The organism is Vibrio sp. T20 (assembly GCF_007858795.1).
In the GTDB taxonomy this organism is placed as follows: domain Bacteria; phylum Pseudomonadota; class Gammaproteobacteria; order Enterobacterales; family Vibrionaceae; genus Vibrio; species Vibrio satsumensis.
This window is the reverse complement of sequence record NZ_VFEB01000087.1, coordinates 41,306-59,526: the sequence shown is the minus strand read 5'-3', so window position 1 is coordinate 59,526 and position 18,221 is coordinate 41,306. Positions and strand designations below refer to the sequence as shown.

Below are 18,221 nucleotides of genomic sequence, written 5' to 3'. Positions count from 1 at the left end.
TTTTTTCGATGTTAATTGTGGTTGTAAATCGTGATTAACTACTGTTGTTTAGATGTTAATAAACAAATTTTGCGGCTCGTTAGAATATAACTTGGATCACCTTTGATTGTTCTAGTTGCATATGGAGGTTTGGTTTTATAAATCGTGAGTGTTTTTTGTACTTTGGAAGGAAACGTGTAACGAAGTGGGTATTTATCGGAGTAAAGAGGTGAGAATCTTAGCTTTGACGATTACTAGCTTTGACACTTACTTACGTTTAACGCCTACTTATTTTCCTAAGTAAGCGTTAAAACACAAGCTAGCACTAAAATATAATTAGGGTTAAAAATAGCGAGTGAGTTTAGTTCATATCAACGTCAGGAATGTCATTTGAATACGTTGACAGCTCAGAGCAGACTACCTTCTTACAAAAATGAATCATCCCATAACGCGTCACCAGTAAAAACTCTTCTCTATTCAATGGAATGTAAGGCATGGCGTCAGACGATAGTGTAGAACCTTCACTTATCATGACTTTTTCGTAAAACGACAACTCGCGATTCGGGATGATTTGCTGGTGTTGGTTCTCATCCAGTGAGATGTCGTGTTGAGTGACAGAGTAAGATCCTGATGACGTAAAACCGACTTGCTTGGTCGACACGTATAATAGGTCATAACTGTCATTCTTCTTAAATTCGATGTTAATAGAAGACTGGTTATGAATCATATTATTGGACGGGTTAATAATTGATGCTGTATTTGCTAAATAATGCCCTTCAAGGTGTGATTTAGGAATAAAAGTAGAAAGCCAGCCGACTAATACGCCAAGCAGTACCACAAAAATTGCTGTATTCGTTTTGTTATTCACAAGTCACTCCTTTAAATCCTGCTGGAAAGCTCAGAGATTTTCCTGAATTATCGATGATTATTTTTCGTCCCTTATATTCATAAAGCGTGACGTTGAATAACTCGTTAAAAGTGAATTCGTCGGATTCAATTTTACAAGAGATAAAATGCTGGCCCACGAGGTCTTCGCCTAGGCTATTTCTATCTAAATAAGAAAACAAATAATGGGATAAACCTGCAGCCACTACAAATAATGCAACCAGCGCTACTACACTGTTTGTCTTTTTCGTCGCGGCCGTTGTCTCGGTTGTTGAATTTTCTGTCGCTATGCTATCTGTCGCTGTGTTGTCTTCAGGTTGATTCGTTTCTTGTTTGGGTTGCGATTGAATTTTACGCAGCGCGTGTTCCTTGTCTTGTGTCACTTGTCCTGCAAATCGGTAGCCTTTACCGCGCTCAGTGACGATGATCATCCCGCTCTTATCTTCTAATGCTTTTCGGCAAATCGAGATGGTCTGCATTAGGCTGCCATCTTCAACGTAGATACCTTTAGACACCCACACTTGTTCAATCAGAACTTGGCGAGTGATCACCTCATTGGGTCTCGAGATAAAAAACTTAAGCAGCTCTGATTCATTAGAACCTATTGGGTAGGTACGGCCCGTCTTAAAGTGATGGATTTCACTCTCTTCTAAATTGACCTGTATATCATCATTGATAATAAATTCAGCAGACATCTGCGTTCTCATTGTTATAAGCGTTCTAACCTAAATATAACAAATCTTACAACAAACATAAACTTACTGATTTCATCGTCTTTGATATTTAAGTAACTGAATTTATGTTGATTATTAACCTAATTAGATTTCCTTATATACCTTTTTGAGGTTGTTTAATGCGGTTTCAGGTGCTTGCCGTTAGTAGCTATTGGATCATTAACAGGTGACGCTGATTTAGTGGGTGTGGGTTAAATGCTCAAATTTCTTACGTAGTTTTATCAACGTGTCATTCCAACTTGTGTTGCCTTGCTCTCTGCGAATAACAGTCGAACTTACCTCCGACTCAACCGGCAACTCAAATAACGATAAATCGCACGACCACACCAGTTAAATGCGAAAACTACGAAGGAGCTGTTTTGAACGAATTCAATAAGCCATATCTATGTGGACTAATTACGCTTGCCTTACTCGGCTGTCAGTCTGAAGACTCGACTCAAGAACCTGTTTCAGTATTGGTTCCTTACAACATTAATGAACTACCAAAACCGAACGACGGATATGGGTACGACGACGATGGCACCATTACCGGAGTCGGTGAGCCCGCTGCCGCGATGTCATCGACCAATGATGCTTATTATCAGGACTATAACAATTCATACGCAGCCCTAGACGGTTGGGGGCTTTGTGCGGAACCGATTTTAATTCCTTTACAAAGTGTTAATTCTGATAAGCGTTTTCCACTGAATAATGAAACTTTATCGGGGAACGTGGTGTTAATTAATGAGTCAACTGGTGAGGAAGTTGGCACTCAAATATCAGCTGATGGTTCTAATATTATTATTCAGTGTAAATCAGGATTAAAAGAAGATACGACTTATTCGATCGTTGTGACTGATGGAGTTAAAACTGAATTTGACGAACCTTTAAAAGCAGACGCTAGCTTTGATCAATTAATATACTCCGAGGCACAATTTAATAACGACAAAGAACAAGATCTCCACACTCAAGTTATCAGCGCTATAAGCTCATATGAAGAGATATATCCGGGTAAAGGAATTCCTGTATATGCCGCACAGTTTAAAACTCAGAGTTCTTATGCTCTCTTGGATGCGATGAAATATAACCATGAGGTATTTGGAAGTTCTTTTACTAGTCAGTTAAATCCGATTACAGAACGGAAGAAAGATTACGATCTCTATACCAAACAGCTTAAGATTCCTTCCTATTTACCTTTTACTAAAGCAAGAGAATCAGAATGTATCATTGATGAGTTTGAACCGAAGGATAACTGTCCTCCACTTTACGAATGGATTACAAACATCGATGGTGGTTTCCCTACGGAAAGAGTCCCAACTCCGAAGATAACCGAAGAGTTAGATATAACTGCAGATATTTATGTTCCTAATGGATGGGACAAAAGTAGTCAGTTACCTACAGCAATATTTATTCATGGTGTTACGGCTGAACGCGGTACCGCTTCTTTGATGGCTGCGGAATATACAAAAAAAGGTTACGCCGTCGTTGCGATCGACATGCCATATCATGGTGAGCGAATGCGGTATGACATTAGCGACCCAGAAAATCCAATAGAAATCAGTGCTCGAGCAAACAAGGCGTTCTTCATCAATATTGATTCCCCTTTAGCACTGCGTTCTAACCTTCAGCAATCAGTGTCTGACTTTTTAGGTCTTCGTTATGCGCTAAGCCAAGAAGCTTGGGTGAAAAAAGATGACGTTCACTTAATTGGACAATCGCTGGGTGGAATTATGTCGGTAATGGTGAGTGAGTTTAGCCAAGCAAACCCTGATTTTCACTCGGATACTAATTCTAATTTCGAATTCAATACGGTGAACTTTGTTGTTCCGGGGCAGGGGCTAACCAATTTGGTTTTGTCTTCTCAAACCTTAGGTCCTGAAATGTCAGAAGGGGTTAAGAAATCCCCAGATGTTCAGCGCGGTATTGCTGAAACTGTGATACCAGATACATGTACAACAGAAGCAACGAATCAGCAGTGCATTGAAGCGCTTCGGGAGTTTGTCGCACTTTCAACAGATAACGCGCTGCTTGTGAGTCAGCTGGAGAATGACATATTTGATCTTGTTGTAACTGACCTTAAACAAGGGGTTCAAGCAACAATTGATAGTGCTGACCCTGCTAGCTTTATCTCTCGCCAAGTAGCTGCTGAGCAACCAACTCTTTTGTTAGCTGCCGTTGGAGATTGCGGGGAAACCTGTGACGTTGGTGTTGATTATGTCCCAGATAGCGTAATTCCGAATACCGCGCCAGATAACATTCGTACTGGTACTGAACCACTGATTACTGCGCTTGGCTTAGACCCAATTACAGGTACATCAGAAAATATTGATGAAAAGCGTGGAGCCGTGAGAACAACTACCGGCGGACATGGTACGTATTTGTTCCCCTATGAAGGTCCCGTTGATGAAAATGGCTTGCCGGGCACACCAGGTGAAAACATGTCAGACGTTCGTGAAGCGGTGGGCACTCAACAAATTGCCGTTGCTTCTATGGTAATGAGTGACGGTGCAGTAGTCGTCATTAATAACGAAGATCACATCGAAGCAGAGGTGCCTCATAATGAAGAATAAACTCTTATTGGGCACTGTAGCTGCTATTGTTCCTTGCCTGACTAATGCGGCTGGATTTCAACTTAACGCGCAGTCTGCAACAGGCTTAGGCCGTGCATTCGCCGGTGATGCTGTGATGGCAGACAGTGCCGCGATTGTCGCTAAAAACAGCGCTGCAATGGCATATATCGACCAACCTATGTTGTCTGTAGGTGCCATTTATATAGATAGTGGTATTGATGTGTCTAGTGTTAGCTACACACCAATGAAAGGCGATACAGAAACACTCGATGATCAATCTCTAGACGTAGGGACATTAGTTCCAAACCTTCACTATGTTCATCCGATTCAAGGCTCTAAATTTACCTTAGGTGCCACTGTGCATTCTAACTTCGGTACCGATGTTGAGTTTGATGAGTCGTTTGAAGCGGATGAGTTTGGTGGAAAAACGGCACTTTCCAGTATCAATGTTGGTTTCGCTGTGGCTTATGAGTTGTCTGAAAAAATCAATTTGGGCGCAGGGCTAGATGTTATTTACGGTGAGGGTGAAATATACCGCCAAAACTTGTTAAACGTAGATGCCGATGGTTTCGGTTTGGGGGCTAATGTTGGTGCGACCTACCAAGTCAATGAACATAACAAGGTTGGTATTACTTACCGTTACAGCCCAGATATTGAAGTTGAAGGTGACATTACCAAAGGTGGTGTCCCTGCCGACAAGATGAATGTACCTCTACCAGACACTCTAGAGTTTTCCGGTTGGCACCAGCTCAACGAACAGTGGGCTTTCCATTACAGCTTGCAGTGGGTGAACTGGTCTGAATTTGACTCGCTAACATCTGACTCTTATGACGACTCAATTAAAGAGTATCAATGGAAAGATGCAGGACATATTTCCGTCGGTGGTACATACACCATGTCCAAAGACATCGTTCTACGAGCGGGCTACATGTACGACATTTCCCCAACTGACGAACTCACATCGTTATCAATTCCTGATGTTAACCGTCATTGGTTCACATTCGGAGGGACATATAACTTCACGGCCGCCAGTTCTGTGGACATTGGTGTCGGCTTTATCATCGGAGAATCACAAGATATTGACGAAAGCCTGACGACGATTCCAGGAACGAGTTCCAATATAACTGCAGATGTGAGCGCTGACGCTGTTTTACTTGGTGTTCAATATCAACATCGTTTTTAACTTTTACTTTGGAGTTTAGAACGAAAACTTTAGGAATCATATAAACATTGCTGGGCTCGACAGTGAGTTGGGCCCAATTCTCATTATTAGCTGTTTTAGCATTATTTAAATAGCTGGAAGCTCATTAAGTAAAAAATAGCTGCTTAGAAAAACGTTTAATTCAGATGAATTTGACGGTTATGGTTATTAAAAATGAAATTTACAAAGCTTAGTAAAACAATCTGTTTGGCTCTGTTTGCCTTACATATCACTCCCTCATTTGCCGAAGACTCGCCCCTGATTCCAGTGACCATTGAAAAGGCTCACAAACAAGCATTCACTTCTTCAATCAACGAAGTTGGCAAAATTAGAGCAACAGATTCTGCTGCATTGACCTTCAGCGCTTCCGACAAAATTCTCGAAATCCATTTCAAAGATGGAGATTCGGTTAAGAAAGGTGAGCTGATTGCTCAACTAGATAACACCAAAGCGAAAGCCGATTTAGATAAAGCTAGAAGCTCGTTAGCGTTAGCCAAGTCGAAATTAAAACGGGTACAAGAATTACTAAAGAAACAGCCTGACTCTATGTCTCAGCAAGATGTGGAAGAACTGGGAGAGCAGGCGAATCTAGCAGCAGCTGATTTCCGTCAGAAAGAAGCGCTGATGAATGACTATTTGTTGGTTGCGCCATTTGATGGGCAGCTAACAAATTTTACTCACTCAGTGGGTAGTAAGATTGATAGCTCAACTGCGTTGGTGAGTTTGATCAAACTCGATCCTGTCGAAGTTCAGTATTCAATTGGACAGTCTGACTTGGGTAACGCAAAACTAGGTCAGAATGTTTCCATCCAAGTTGATGCATTTGTCGATAAAGCCTTTTCTGGCGTGGTGGATTACATTGCGCCGGCGGTGGACGAAAGTTCAGGCCGTGTAGAAGTACACGCGCACGTGACTAACCCAGAACATCGCTTGGTTCCGGGTATGTTTGCCAAAGTAAGTCAGATGACGAGCGAAGACTCGACGCAGATGGTGGTTTCTCAAAATTCCGTTCAAGCAAGAGATGCGGAGCGCTTTGTTTGGGTAGTGAATGGTGAAAAAATCGAGCAACGCATTGTGGAATTAGGCGTAAATACTAACGATGGTTACGTTGTTGTAGAAAAGGGCTTAAAACTAGGTGATAACGTCGTTGTGACGGGGCAACAGAATCTCAAGAAAGCCTCACTAGTTAAGGTAATGAATCCAAATGCTGAACAAAAAACGGTTGAGTTAATCACAGAGCCGACAGACAAAGAGAACACTCAGCAGACTGCTGAGCCTCAAGTAGAAAAGACCGCAACACAGGTGGATGAACCACATCCGATTGAGCCTTCGGTTGATTGGACTGAAGCATCAAAAGGTGTAGACGAAACGATCCGCGAAAACAGCGAGCAAGCAGAAACAAGCTCGACTGTTGAGAAATCAGTAAGCGAAACTCAAAGCAAGGAAACATTAAGCAAGGAAGCCGCAACGAAGGAGAATTTGAATGAAGCTTCCTGAGATCTGTATTAAGCACCCGGTGTTTGCTTCTGTACTGAGCATCACCATTGTTTTGCTTGGGCTTCTGTCGTTTCAAAAGCTCTCAATCCAATATTTTCCTGAACATAAAACACCGTCAGCAACGGTAACAGCAGCGGTCAATGGCGCCAGTGCAGAGTTCATGTCGCGCAATGTGGCAGATAAGCTAATTACCGCCGCAACTGGCCTCGACAGCGTGAAAACCATGACGACGGACTGTCAGGAAGGAACATGTAATCTAAAAATTATCTTTGAAGATGACATTGATGACGTCGAATACACCAGCTTGATGAACAACCTGCGCAGCAGTGTCGAAGCGATTGGTGATTTCCCGCCGAGTATGACGGATAAGCCAACGGTAACGGATGATTCTTCTGACACCAGTATGCCGAGTAACATCATCACGTTTGTGAATACAGGCAAGATGTCTAAGCAAGATATGTATGACTACATTAGCCAGCAAGTCGTGCCCCAGTTTAAGCACATACAAGGTGTGGGGGGGATTTGGGGGCCGTATGGTGGCAGTGAAAAAGCAGTTCGTGTGTGGTTACAACCTGATCGAATGATGGCGCTTAACATGAGTGCGTCAGACGTAGTCGGTACATTAAGCTCATACAACGCGACGTTTACCGCGGGTACTATCAAAGGTCAGGTGCGAGATTTCTCCATTAACCCAGTCAACCAAGTGACTAGTGTTGATGATGTACGAGATTTGGTGGTTCGTGTCGATAACGGCAAGATCATTCGTGTCGGAGATATTGCTGAAGTCAAAATGGGCGAAGAGAGCCTTACGCCGAGCATTCTTCGTGTAGATGACAATTTAGCGATGTCGATTCAGGTACTGCCACTGAAAAGTGAAAACCCAGTGACGGTTGCCAATAAGGTTAAGAAGCAAATAGACGTGATTCAACCTCAGTTGCCTGAAGGCATTGAGATGAAGATGGTCTACAACCAAGCTGATTTCATTAAAACCGCAATTGACGAAGGCTTCATGACTTTAGTCGAAGCGATTGTTCTGGTTTCAGCGGTCGTGGTTTTATTCCTTGGTTCTGTTCGTGTGGCTTCGATTCCGATCATTACCATCCCAGTGTGTGTGATAGGTGTATTTGCAGTCATGCATCTACTTGGGTTTAGTATCAACGTGCTGACTATCTTGGCCATCATTCTTGCAATTGGTTTAGTTGTCGATGATGCCATTGTTGTGGCTGAAAACTGTTACCGACATATCGAAGAGGGCGAAACCCCTTTTAATGCTGCAATCAAAGGGTGTCGAGAGATCGTTTTTCCTGTGATAGCGATGACGCTCACGTTAGCGGTCGTATATCTACCTATTGGCCTGATGTCGGGCTTAACCGCCGATCTATTTAGACAATTTGCTTTCACATTAGCTGCTGCAGTGATCATCTCAGGGTTTGTTGCTTTAACGCTCTCGCCCATGATGTGTGCTTACTTAATGAAGCCAGTTACAAAGCCAGCAAGGTGGTACAAAAAAGTTGATGCGAAGCTGAATGTTCTGTCTGACTTGTACACCAAAGAACTGGGCAAATGGTTTGAGCGTAAAACACTGATGAGCTGTATTGCTTTGGTGTTGATTGCTCTGTCTGTTTTGGCGGTTTGGAAAATGCCTCAAGTGCTACTTCCAACCGAAGACACTGGTTTTGTCGAGGTGACTTCAACGCCACCAACAGGGGTAGGTCGTCAGTATCACCTAGACAACAACGAGCAACTTAACAGTGTGTTCAAAGGTGATCGTTCGGTAGAGGCAAACTTGTCTTACATCGAAGGGACCCCGACTAATCACGTTTTATTGAAATCATGGGGCGAACGTGACCAGTCAGCTGATGAACTGGTTAACGAGTTTATCGCCAAAGCGAAAAGTTCGGTCTCGGCTTATGGCATGTCTTTCAAGGTTCGCTCGGCAGATAACTTAAGCATAGCGACCAATATGATCTTTGAGCTGACGACGGTTAACCGCGACACCTCGGTGTTGTCTGAAACCGCAAGTGAGGTCGTTGAGGCGCTTGAGAGTTATGAGGGCGTGACCAACATTAAAAATTCGATGTTACGCGACCAATTACGTTATGACTTGTCGATTGACCGTAATGCGATTGTGTTGTCTGGTGTTGATTACAGTAACGTAACCAACGCGTTATCGACCTTCCTTGGTTCTGTGAAAGCGGCAGATTTGCAAGCCGATGACGGTTATACATACCCCATTCAAGTTCAAGTTAACCGAAAGGATCTCGGCGACTTTAAGGTTCTCGATAAGCTGTATGTGGATTCACAGTCGGGGCAAAGGCTTCCTTTGTCTCAGTTTGTATCAATCAAACAAGTGACATCGGAATCTAACTTTAAGACGTTCATGGGTAAAGACAGCGCTGAAATTACCGCAGATTTGATGCCCGGATACACGGCGAGTGATGTGAAAGCCTACATTGATGATACGGTTCCAAGCTTATTGAAACCGGCGCAGAGCTACGAATTCAATGGAATTGTTAAAGACTTAGTTGATTCAACAGCAGGAGCACAAGTGCTGTTCGTATTAGCATTGATTTTTATTTTCCTGATCTTGGCCGCGCAGTTTGAAAGCTTTGTCGACCCAATGATCATCTTGCTGACGGTGCCATTGTGTATCGTGGGTGCGATTTTGACGCTGTCGGTATTTGGTCAAAGTCTCAATATTTATTCGAAGATCGGACTGCTGACATTGGTTGGCCTAGTGACCAAACACGGTATTTTGCTGGTGGAGTTTGCCAACGAGAAACGCAAATCTGGCGTGAGTGCAAAAGAAGCGGCGATCAGCAGCGCGCGTTCAAGGCTGCGTCCTATCTTGATGACCTCACTGACGATGATCCTTGGTTCATTGCCATTGGCATTAGCAGATGGTCCGGGGTCGTTAGGTCGAATCAATATTGGTTTAGTGTTGGTCGGAGGTTTAACAGCCGGAACCTTCTTCTCACTGTTCTTAGTGCCAGTGGCTTACGTTGGTATGGCGAATCTAAAACAGATGGACATACTTACTCGATTGAGAACCAAAACAGTGTAGCGAGAAGCTAGATACTTCAAGGCCCTCATTGTGAGGGCCTTTTGCTATTGTGGACTAGATTAAGTGTAGAAAGCAGTGAGGGCGGTTAGAAATCGTAGTTTAGATTCATTGAGCTGTAGATTTCGGCGTTACTTTGGTCAGATGCAACAGTGGTGTTGTAGATATATTCGGTATCAAAGGTTAGCGCCAAATTACCCATCAGAATATTCTTTAGATAGCCTTTGAGGTTGTAGTTGGTGTTTTCCTCACCGTAAGCCATGTTAGCGGTTGCGCCCATAGAAAACGTTTCTGTGAGCGTTAATGAGCCATCAACACTGGCATTAACGATCAATTCATAGTTTTCTTTGTTGGGGAACTCTTCATCGGAGGATTGTCGTTTACTGATTCGGTAACCCGGACCAGCGGAGCCTTGGAGTTTAATTCTTTCAGTATCATAAAAGTGACGACCTAGTCCGGTAGCAGCAATGAACTGCTTACGATAGGTACCAAAGTGGTCGTGTTCAAAACGTGTTGTCGCAACCAAATAGGTGACTTCGTTTAAGTCATAGCTGATGCCATAGTTGGTGGTATAGCGATTAGTGCCGTCTTCATCATTTTCAGCATCGGTATAGTACGTATCGAATTGGACACGTTGACCCCAGTTCTCTTTTTTGTATCCAACAGAGATTCCAGAGTTGATTGATAAAGATGAGCTGGTGTTTTGAGAGTAGATAAACCCGAGCTTGGTCAGGGTCGTAAAAGGAGATTCTTCAGCTTCTTCGTTTAACTCAGAACCTTCACTTAATACGACTTCGTCCTCGAGTACCACTTCTTCAATCTCTTCTGCGAATACGGGCATAGAGAAAGCGATTAGAACGAAAGTTAGCTTTGGTAGGAATCGTGTGGATGAAATTGTATTTGCTAATGGGTGCGATGTTCGTGAGATAGCGTGTTTCGACATAATGGTTTTGTATATAAAGTGATTTAACACGACGAACTAAGTGTTAGTCGTGATGAATAGACAGTGATCGAATCGAACCGTTCGCATTGCCGGCGCAGCTTTCATCGTAATCGACTCCCAATTCATTTTTTGGGTCGGAATGGTATGCACGGATTGGATTAAGTGGAGGTGCTGATTGAATAAACTTACTTCACCTACAGCGTTCTCAAGTTGTTTGGTATTCATCTACATTCCTGTCGACTGTTGTTCTTGTAATTTGGCGCTTAGTTTATGGTCAAAGCGCGCGAACAGTATTTAAATGAATGTGAATGATCTTTCGTGAGGTTGCTTGATATTCGTTTAGGAATATTTCGACTGTGGATAGGTTAGGCTCTGTTTATGAGGGAGGAAGTGGCACATCGAGCCGGGTGCAAAATGAACTCGAAAAAGTATGACAGGCAAGAAAAGCGAAACCCTGCGTTAAGAGCAGGGTTTTTTTTGAATTAGGATTGAGTCGTTCGGCTATGCAATATGCGTCATTTTGTTCATCACAAAGCTTTCAATACAATCTTCGGTCGCAGCTACGTACTCAGCGATGTGCTGGCTTGCTAAGTGCTGCTCTAGGTGAGCTTCAGACTCCCAGTTTTCATGAAAAACGAAGTGAGCCGGATTATCGTTATCTTGGTGTAGATCGTAGTTAATACAGCCATCTTCAATACGGGTTTTATCGATCAATTTAATCATCTCGGATTTAACTAACTCAATCTTACTTCCTTTAGAGACGATTGTTGCAATAATGGTTAGCTTACTCATTCTAATTCCTTGGTTTTTAACTCAATAAGTGCAAGTAATATGAGGGCTTCTTAGGGTTCAATTGAGTGGGTTAGTTACTGAAATCTGCTTTGACCCAAACCATACGGTGATCTGAAGAAACATCTTTTCCGTTACCATAATCACCAATTCGTGAGTCATTGAATAGCTTGCGTCCTTCTTCGTACGAAGCTGACCAATAAACACCAGATTCAACAATGTTTAATGAAGCGGACGGCAGTGCGTAATCTACAGCAAGTCCAAATGTTGAAGTGATACGGTTTGGCTGTGGGTGAGACGATGATTTATCTACCGCATGTTCAGCTGCACCATAACTTGTTGGGTACAAGCTGCCATTGGTGACATCTTGGTTAACTAATACATCATTGTGCAAGTCCTGCATTACAGAACTAATACCGTCGCCATCTACTGGGTCTAGGTTTTGATCGCCCATCATGACAAAGTGTTTACCTTGCTCTAAGCCGCCAGTTTTTCCTGAGTCGTCATAGATGAATGATTTGTTTTGGATGTACTGGTGCCAGAAGTCGACTTCTGCTGCGTTCTGTTCAATGTTCTTACCTACATCGAAAGCGGGCGGAGTAGGGTGTGACATCAGTAAGTGAACGGTTTCTGTGCCATCTTTGGTTGGGATGAGGATCGGCGCATCAACGTGGTTCTTTGAAGATAAACGAACTTCTGCCCATTCTTCGGCCGTGTACCACTCATCGCCGCAAACCATACCTGTTGGGAACTTACTAGGGTCGTCGCAAACAGTGATTGTTGGAATAGTGGCACCTTCGAGATCTTTCCATTTGAACTCTTGGAATGTACGAGTGTTGGCTGTATCGATTTCATATTTTGACATTAGAGCAAATGCGTATTGCCCATGATACAAACCGAAGCCCCACGCATCTCCTGGCAATGTTCCAGCGTTACCATCATTATCTAAATCAAAACCAAATTCGTTCAGTAAACCTGTATTAGTTGAGTAGCTTTCAAAGTATGGGTATGAGATTGGCTCTAGGTTCGCGTCGCCACCTGCACCTTCAATACTTTGAGCAACAGAAAGGTAGTTCTTTTGAAAACCTTCAAGCGCTGATTTATCAGCACCTGTTCCGTCATTGTTAAACTCAGCCATCATAAGCACATCAGGACGATTCTTTTGAATCACAGCTGCGACGTTACGGATCTGAATAACTTTTGCTGCCTTTTCTTTGTCAGCGGCGCTAATTGTATTGTCCAAATAATCGGACACCAACCTCGCTTGAACGCTAGGTTCGATTTGCATTTCAGTGACGAGATCTTGGAATGTCGCACGATCAAAAGACAAGTTATAAGTAGCGATCTTTACTTCTTCAGGTTGAACGTAATCAGTGTCGCTGCTGCAACCAATTAAAAGCGCAGAAGAGATAGCGAAAGCGATAGAGGTTTTTAACATTTTCATAAAATGGGTCCGCTGATTGCTGAAAGAATTTTGGGACGCGCATGTTATGAGATGGATGTCATTCTGTAAGTGACATTAGTCACAGGTATGATTCTGGAATGACATTTTGTTGCATTGAAAATGTGACATTTGGAACTGGTGTCTGTTATTTGAATAAATACTTAAATTTCATGAATTTAATTAGATCTGTGAAATAAAAAAGCCCTCATGGCAAGATGAGGGCTTTTGAATAAGAAATAAACTGAGTTGTTATTGGTGTGTTAAGCGTACTACTCCGCCTTAAGCATATTGTTCCACTGTCATCACCCAATTTTTCTTCTGTTGTTCGAAATTCATTTTGATTTGCTGGTAACGAACTTTAAGAACTGAGTGTTCGTACTTTTTCACAACGTCTTCACGTTTACTTTCAAGTAGCTGCTTTTTGACTTCGTAGTACTCGTTCATGTTTGATACTAGAGCATCGAACTCTTGCTGAAGCTTGTCTGCGATTTGTTGCTTGTCGGCACGGTGCATAATTTTTTGCTGCGTGCGTTTAAGTAGCATAGACGCTTCGGCTTTCTCGATACGAGCTTGAGGGGTTTTCTTTAGCTTACTTGCCAGTCCCATCAGCGAAGCACTCTTGATCAACCACTTTGTTGGATCGTATTGCCACCAGTAGATTCCGTTACGGTAGTCGTTCTCAAAGATGTGGTGGAAGTTGTGGTAGCCTTCGCCGAAAGTGAGTACTGCTAACACACCGTTATCACGCGCTGTGTTTTTGTCAGTAAAAGGTTGGCTCCCCCAGATGTGAGCAAGAGAGTTAATGAAGAATGTTGTGTGGTGGTTAAGTACCAAACGAACCGCACCTACGATTAACAACATGCCAAGCACGTCACCGTAAATAACACCTAAAGCGATAGGAACACCGAAGTTCATCAGCAATGCCAACAGAACATAGTGTTTGTGCTGCCACATAACAATCTTGTCTTTTTTAAGATCACGACAGTTTTCATAGTTTTCATACATTGAGGTACTGTAATTACGAATCATCCAGCCTATGTGTGAGTACCAAAACCCTCGTTTTGCAGAGTATGGGTCTTTGTCATTATTATCGACATGCTTGTGGTGTACTCGGTGATCAGAAGACCAGTGTAGCGCGCTGTTCTGCAGGGCAAATGCACCACCTAATGCAAATAAGAATCTTAGGCTTGAATGCGCTTCAAAAGCTTTGTGTGACCATAAACGGTGATAACCTGTCGTGATTGAAAGGTTACAGAACGTAAAACAGATCGCTAGCCATATCCAGTGCTCCATACCATAGCCAAAAAAGTAGCCATAAACAGGGGCCGCAACAACAGCAAGCAGCATACTAAAAGAGAATATAAAAATATTGAGCCAGATTAATGGCGGCTTTTTTGTTGATGGGTTATCGGCACTATTCATTAGCAAATTTCCATTGAGCTTACATCTGTGCGCTAGAATATCAGCGTACACGTGTAAGTCAAGATTGAAAGTGTAAACGTGTATTAGTATGTTTTACTTAAATATTGTATAAAGGTAGTGTGAAATGTAGTAGCAAGTCATAAATGGAAGTACTAAGGGCTAATAAATGGAAATTAAGGTAGCTGAATATAAAGATTATGAGCGGATTGCCCAATTACATGCGGATAGCTGGAAGCTATATTACCGCGGCATTCTTGCTGATGATTACTTAGAGAATGATGTTTTGGAGGACAGATCTGTTATTTGGCAGACTCGTTTGATTAATCCTCCTTTCAACCAATATGTTTTATTGCTTGAAGAAGGCGGTTTACTGGTTGGTTTCGTCTGCGCGTTTGGTAATCACAACTTTGAGCGTGGCACGTTCATTGATGCGTTACATGTAGACAATAATTATCGCGGTAGAGGTATTGGTAAGCGTCTACTGTCTGAATTATCAAAATGGTTGCAGCAATACTATTCGGACTCAGGGCTTTACCTAGAGGTGATGTCTGAGAACCACCAAGCGATAGCTTTTTATGAGGCGATTGGCGGCAAAGAAGAACTTGAGCAAGTTTGGAACGCACCATGCGGTAGTCAAGTGAACGAGAAAGTGATTTCTTGGAACTCTCCTGTTGAACTTGAACAGAAAACAGCAAGCGTCGTGTATTCTTAGTTGATTCTTGTTTAATACTGGTTTTTTTGCTAATTAACAACTTCTGACCGAAGTTACTTTAAAGCCGAAGAACAAAGACAAAAGCCCCGAGCATTAAATTGTTCGGGGCTTTTTTGATTGGATTCGTGGCCGTTTTAATGATTCGCTAAGACGCGTGAAATACTGGGCGATTAATCACACCATGTGATCTTATTCCTACCGCCTTTCTTCGAAATGTAGAGTGCTTGGTCGGCGTCGTCGATAAGTTGCTCTACAGAACCAAGGGCCTGCGGTGCATGCTTCACACCGATTGAAATCGTTACTTCTAACCTAAGGCGAGAAGGGGATTCTAAAAGGGAATTAACTAGCGATTCAATTGAAGCCTCGGTTTCTCCTTGAACCATCACCAAAAACTCTTCACCACCGTATCGAAAGCAGTTACTGCTGGTCGGTAGTCGTTTTTGAATTTCATCGGCCAATTCTTTGATCACCATATCGCCCATTTGGTGGCCGTAGGTGTCGTTAATCAATTTGAAATGATCAATATCTATCATGATCGATGTAATGGATAGCTGACGGTTTATGCTCGGTTCTATCACCTGATGAAGATAAAGGCGGTTGTAGCAGCCCGTTAGCGCGTCTTGATAAGAAAGCGCCTCAAACATATTGGATTGTTTGCGAAGCTGAATCGCTTGTTTACGTAGTTGCTCGGATTGAGCGAAACGTTTGTGTACTTCTAAATTACGTCTTATACAGGCCGCTGAGATTAGGATGTAAGCCGAAATATAAACAGAAATTGTGTCGATCTCATGCTTTGGCTCAGCTTCATAAAGCAGTGGCGCAAGGCCGATGAGATAAGCCAAAAAGATAAACGACAGGGTAGAGATACTGTACTTGGCTGACAACCTTGAAAACGTACCAATGTAGATCATCACTAAAATGATACCGCCTTGGTAATCGAAGTTGTTCAGCTCAATAGCAAGTCGACCGACATAGACCAAGAAAAGTGAGCTAATTACAAGGAAAGTACTTTCTACGAGTTCCAAAACGTTGGGTTTGCTTGTAATGCAGTATCTGGCGACAGCCATCATCAAAAGAAAAAGTATGACTCGGAATATGATAGGCGTAATGCACTCGCTACCAAAGTGGATGTAGTCGGTGATGATGAAAGCACAGAATATTGAGATTGGGATGTAGATGAAATTTATGTACGGCAAATAAATTTCATTATCGAAATAGGTTTTAAATCTTTGATTCTTGAACCCAGAATAAGAGCGCATTGAGAAATTAGCCGAGATTGATACACAATAATTTGCGTAGTATGTCACAGTCTTTGGGATTGTAAACGACCATTTCTATAGATTTGTCAGTATGTTAGCTAGATCAACAAACCGTATCAGGCAATATTCATGTTCTATGGGGAATAGAACATGAATACTTTAGACGCTGATGTAAAAATGATTAAGAGAGATTAACGTTTGTTCTTCAAGTAACGCTTACGACGCTCCTCTTTCTTCTTAATCTGTTGTTCGGCTTTCAGAGCAGCAGCTTCTTCAACTTCGATCAGCTCTTGTGTGATCATTTCAGGTAGCTCAAGTGTTACCTTACCTAAAGTGCCGTTACGCAATTCGTGAAGTAGGATTTCCGAACATTTGTGAATGTCGATATGACCACCGGCACGAAGTGCGCCACGCTTACGACCAATCGCTTCCATCAATTCGATGTCAGACTCTGGCAGCTCTTCAATTTGGTAACGTTCTTGCAAAAGGTTAGGGTACTGCTTTGCTAGGTATTCTACTGTGTAGAATGCCACTTCATCGTATTCCATTGCCGTATCTTTTACAGCACCTGTTGCAGCCAAGCGGAAGCCACTGTGTGGGTTTTCTACTTTAGGCCAAAGGATTCCAGGAGTGTCTGAAAGGATCACGCCATTTTGCAGATTGATACGTTGTTGGCGACGAGTTACCGCAGGTTGGTTACCTGTAACCGCAATCGTACGTCCAGCCAAACAGTTGATGATGGTCGATTTGCCTACGTTCGGGATCCCCATGATCATTGTGCGAATGTTCTTGCCCATCTGTTCACGGTGTGGCGCCAGCTTACGTACTAGCTCCATAACGTGGTTAACTTCTTCTTTTACGCTAGTAGTAATCGCAATCGCTTTAACGCCTTGCTCTTTCTCGAAGTGCTCAATCCAACGTTGAGTCAGTTCAGGATCTGCAAGGTCACGCTTGTTCAACACTTTTACACAAGGCTTATCGCCGCGCAGTGAAGAGATCATTGGGTTTTCGCTACTGAACGGGATACGAGCGTCCAATACTTCGATGATCACATCAACTTGTGGGATAACTTCTTCGATTTCTTTGCGGGCTTTATGCATGTGACCCGGAAACCATTGAATTTTGCTTGCAACCATATGTATTTATTGCCTTTTGTTTTTATGGTTAAGCTGGTGGGGTACCATGTGGGGTACCGAAAGATGAAATTAGATTATGGTTACACAAACACTATTAGCAATCATCTATAGCCACAACAGCAATTAATTCGATGATATTAGCATTTTCCGGGGATTTGGGGCAATTTAACATGTGGTGATAAATATGAGTGCCTAAATCCAATAGTTTTATTTTCGTTGAGATATGTGCGGATGAGACTATGCGAGTCTGCCAATTTGATCTGTATGTTTGAAAAGAGTCATGCCTGGCTTTAGTTTCTCAGGTTCAGGAATATTTGAAAGCGATATCTAATAATTAAGTTATATCTTTTGACATCTCAAGCTGTGCTGAAAAAGATGGGATATTAGTCGTTGCATCTGAGGGGGACGAACCAGTTACACGCTTAAAAGCTCGGCTAAAGTGGGAAAGGTCGGCATAGTCGAGATGTGATGCAATTTCAGTAGCTGAGCACTCACCAGTAGATAGGAGTTTGACTGCAAATTTGACATGAAGGTAATCTTTTGCCTGTCTAAAGGTGCAACCTTCCTGGGCTAAATTACGGCTAGTTGTCTTGCAGAACTATATTGGCCA

At 42.6% G+C, this 18,221-nt stretch carries 14 protein-coding genes and 1 pseudogene; 5 read left to right on the top strand and 10 right to left on the bottom strand.

All coding sequences use genetic code 11. The annotated features are described in order from the left end of the window. Positions 1-340: 340 nt before the first annotated feature. A complete protein-coding gene (locus FTW16_RS08645) occupies positions 341-847 on the bottom strand; it encodes a hypothetical protein (RefSeq protein WP_004731312.1) in 507 nt (168 codons plus the stop codon). Next, entirely contained in the window at positions 840-1,559 is a 720-nt protein-coding gene (locus tag FTW16_RS08640; RefSeq protein ID WP_146490719.1) for a transcriptional regulator, read from the bottom strand. The genes FTW16_RS08645 and FTW16_RS08640 overlap by 8 nt, the downstream gene beginning before the upstream one ends. 347 nt (positions 1,560-1,906) lie before the next feature. Between FTW16_RS08640 and FTW16_RS08635 the strand changes: the two genes are divergently transcribed. The 4 genes from FTW16_RS08635 to FTW16_RS08620 all read left to right on the top strand — a co-directional run bounded on the left by FTW16_RS08635 (position 1,907) and on the right by FTW16_RS08620 (position 9,909). Then, positions 1,907-4,147 carry a lipase gene (locus FTW16_RS08635; protein ID WP_146490718.1) on the top strand — a complete coding sequence of 747 codons (2,241 nt, stop codon included), beginning with the start codon at positions 1,907-1,909 and terminating at the stop codon, positions 4,145-4,147. After that, positions 4,137-5,330, top strand: coding sequence for an outer membrane protein transport protein (locus FTW16_RS08630; protein ID WP_146490717.1), 1,194 nt, complete (start codon positions 4,137-4,139; stop codon positions 5,328-5,330). The genes FTW16_RS08635 and FTW16_RS08630 overlap by 11 nt, the downstream gene beginning before the upstream one ends. 192 nt (positions 5,331-5,522) lie before the next feature. Beyond that, the gene (locus FTW16_RS08625) at positions 5,523-6,845 is read left to right on the top strand and encodes an efflux RND transporter periplasmic adaptor subunit (protein ID WP_146490716.1); all 1,323 of its coding nucleotides are present in this window, start codon (positions 5,523-5,525) and stop codon (positions 6,843-6,845) included. Then, the gene (locus FTW16_RS08620; RefSeq protein WP_146490715.1) at positions 6,832-9,909 is read left to right on the top strand and encodes an efflux RND transporter permease subunit; all 3,078 of its coding nucleotides are present in this window, start codon (positions 6,832-6,834) and stop codon (positions 9,907-9,909) included. Before FTW16_RS08625 ends, FTW16_RS08620 begins: the two co-directional genes overlap by 14 nt. Before the next feature lie 85 nt (positions 9,910-9,994). Here the strand turns inward: FTW16_RS08620 and FTW16_RS08615 are convergent, their stop codons facing one another. The 5 genes from FTW16_RS08615 to FTW16_RS08595 form a co-directional block, all read right to left on the bottom strand. Then, entirely contained in the window at positions 9,995-10,747 is a 753-nt protein-coding gene (locus FTW16_RS08615) for a YdiY family protein (RefSeq protein ID WP_146490876.1), read from the bottom strand. A 138-nt stretch (positions 10,748-10,885) separates the two neighbouring features. Beyond that, positions 10,886-11,074, bottom strand: a complete 189-nt coding sequence (locus FTW16_RS08610) for a hypothetical protein (protein ID WP_146490714.1) — start codon at positions 11,072-11,074, stop codon at positions 10,886-10,888. A gap of 276 nt (positions 11,075-11,350) precedes the next feature. After that, the gene (locus tag FTW16_RS08605) at positions 11,351-11,641 is read right to left on the bottom strand and encodes a putative quinol monooxygenase (protein ID WP_146490713.1); all 291 of its coding nucleotides are present in this window, start codon (positions 11,639-11,641) and stop codon (positions 11,351-11,353) included. A gap of 70 nt (positions 11,642-11,711) precedes the next feature. After that, complete coding sequence (locus tag FTW16_RS08600) at positions 11,712-13,082, bottom strand: endonuclease/exonuclease/phosphatase family protein (RefSeq protein WP_146490712.1); 1,371 nt, start codon at positions 13,080-13,082, stop codon at positions 11,712-11,714. A gap of 279 nt (positions 13,083-13,361) precedes the next feature. Then, the gene (locus FTW16_RS08595; RefSeq protein WP_146490711.1) at positions 13,362-14,504 is read right to left on the bottom strand and encodes an acyl-CoA desaturase; all 1,143 of its coding nucleotides are present in this window, start codon (positions 14,502-14,504) and stop codon (positions 13,362-13,364) included. 166 nt (positions 14,505-14,670) lie between these two features. Between FTW16_RS08595 and FTW16_RS08590 the strand changes: the two genes are divergently transcribed. Then, on the top strand, positions 14,671-15,216 hold the full coding sequence (locus FTW16_RS08590) for a GNAT family N-acetyltransferase (RefSeq protein WP_146490710.1): 546 nt from the start codon (positions 14,671-14,673) through the stop codon (positions 15,214-15,216). A 170-nt stretch (positions 15,217-15,386) separates the two neighbouring features. Here FTW16_RS08590 and FTW16_RS08585 read toward each other — a convergent pair whose 3' ends face one another. The 3 genes and pseudogenes from FTW16_RS08585 to FTW16_RS24925 form a co-directional block, all read right to left on the bottom strand. After that, positions 15,387-16,412: a GGDEF domain-containing protein gene (locus FTW16_RS08585; protein ID WP_146490709.1), complete on the bottom strand. Its 1,026-nt coding sequence runs from the start codon at positions 16,410-16,412 to the stop codon at positions 15,387-15,389. Positions 16,413-16,666: 254 nt separating this feature from the next. Further along, positions 16,667-17,611, bottom strand: coding sequence for a ribosome biogenesis GTPase YlqF (gene ylqF, locus FTW16_RS08580; RefSeq protein ID WP_086714176.1), 945 nt, complete (start codon positions 17,609-17,611; stop codon positions 16,667-16,669). A 334-nt stretch (positions 17,612-17,945) separates the two neighbouring features. Further along, positions 17,946-18,182 (bottom strand): annotated as a pseudogene (locus FTW16_RS24925) (helix-turn-helix domain-containing protein); the annotation flags it as partial. Between the last annotated feature and the right edge of the window lie 39 nt (positions 18,183-18,221).

Bases quoted from the DNA above. Each gene is read 5' to 3' on its own strand.
- FTW16_RS08640 (WP_146490719.1), bottom strand. From the start codon at position 1,559: ATGTCTGCTGAATTTATTATCAATGATGATATACAGGTCAATTTAGAA.
- FTW16_RS08630 (WP_146490717.1), top strand. From the start codon at position 4,137: ATGAAGAATAAACTCTTATTGGGCACTGTAGCTGCTATTGTTCCTTGC.
- FTW16_RS08625 (WP_146490716.1), top strand. From the start codon at position 5,523: ATGAAATTTACAAAGCTTAGTAAAACAATCTGTTTGGCTCTGTTTGCC.
- FTW16_RS08620 (WP_146490715.1), top strand. From the start codon at position 6,832: ATGAAGCTTCCTGAGATCTGTATTAAGCACCCGGTGTTTGCTTCTGTA.
- FTW16_RS08615 (WP_146490876.1), bottom strand. From the start codon at position 10,747: ATGCCCGTATTCGCAGAAGAGATTGAAGAAGTGGTACTCGAGGACGAA.
- FTW16_RS08610 (WP_146490714.1), bottom strand. From the start codon at position 11,074: ATGAATACCAAACAACTTGAGAACGCTGTAGGTGAAGTAAGTTTATTC.
- FTW16_RS08605 (WP_146490713.1), bottom strand. From the start codon at position 11,641: ATGAGTAAGCTAACCATTATTGCAACAATCGTCTCTAAAGGAAGTAAG.
- FTW16_RS08600 (WP_146490712.1), bottom strand. From the start codon at position 13,082: ATGAAAATGTTAAAAACCTCTATCGCTTTCGCTATCTCTTCTGCGCTT.
- FTW16_RS08595 (WP_146490711.1), bottom strand. From the start codon at position 14,504: ATGAATAGTGCCGATAACCCATCAACAAAAAAGCCGCCATTAATCTGG.
- FTW16_RS08590 (WP_146490710.1), top strand. From the start codon at position 14,671: ATGGAAATTAAGGTAGCTGAATATAAAGATTATGAGCGGATTGCCCAA.
- ylqF (WP_086714176.1), bottom strand. From the start codon at position 17,611: ATGGTTGCAAGCAAAATTCAATGGTTTCCGGGTCACATGCATAAAGCC.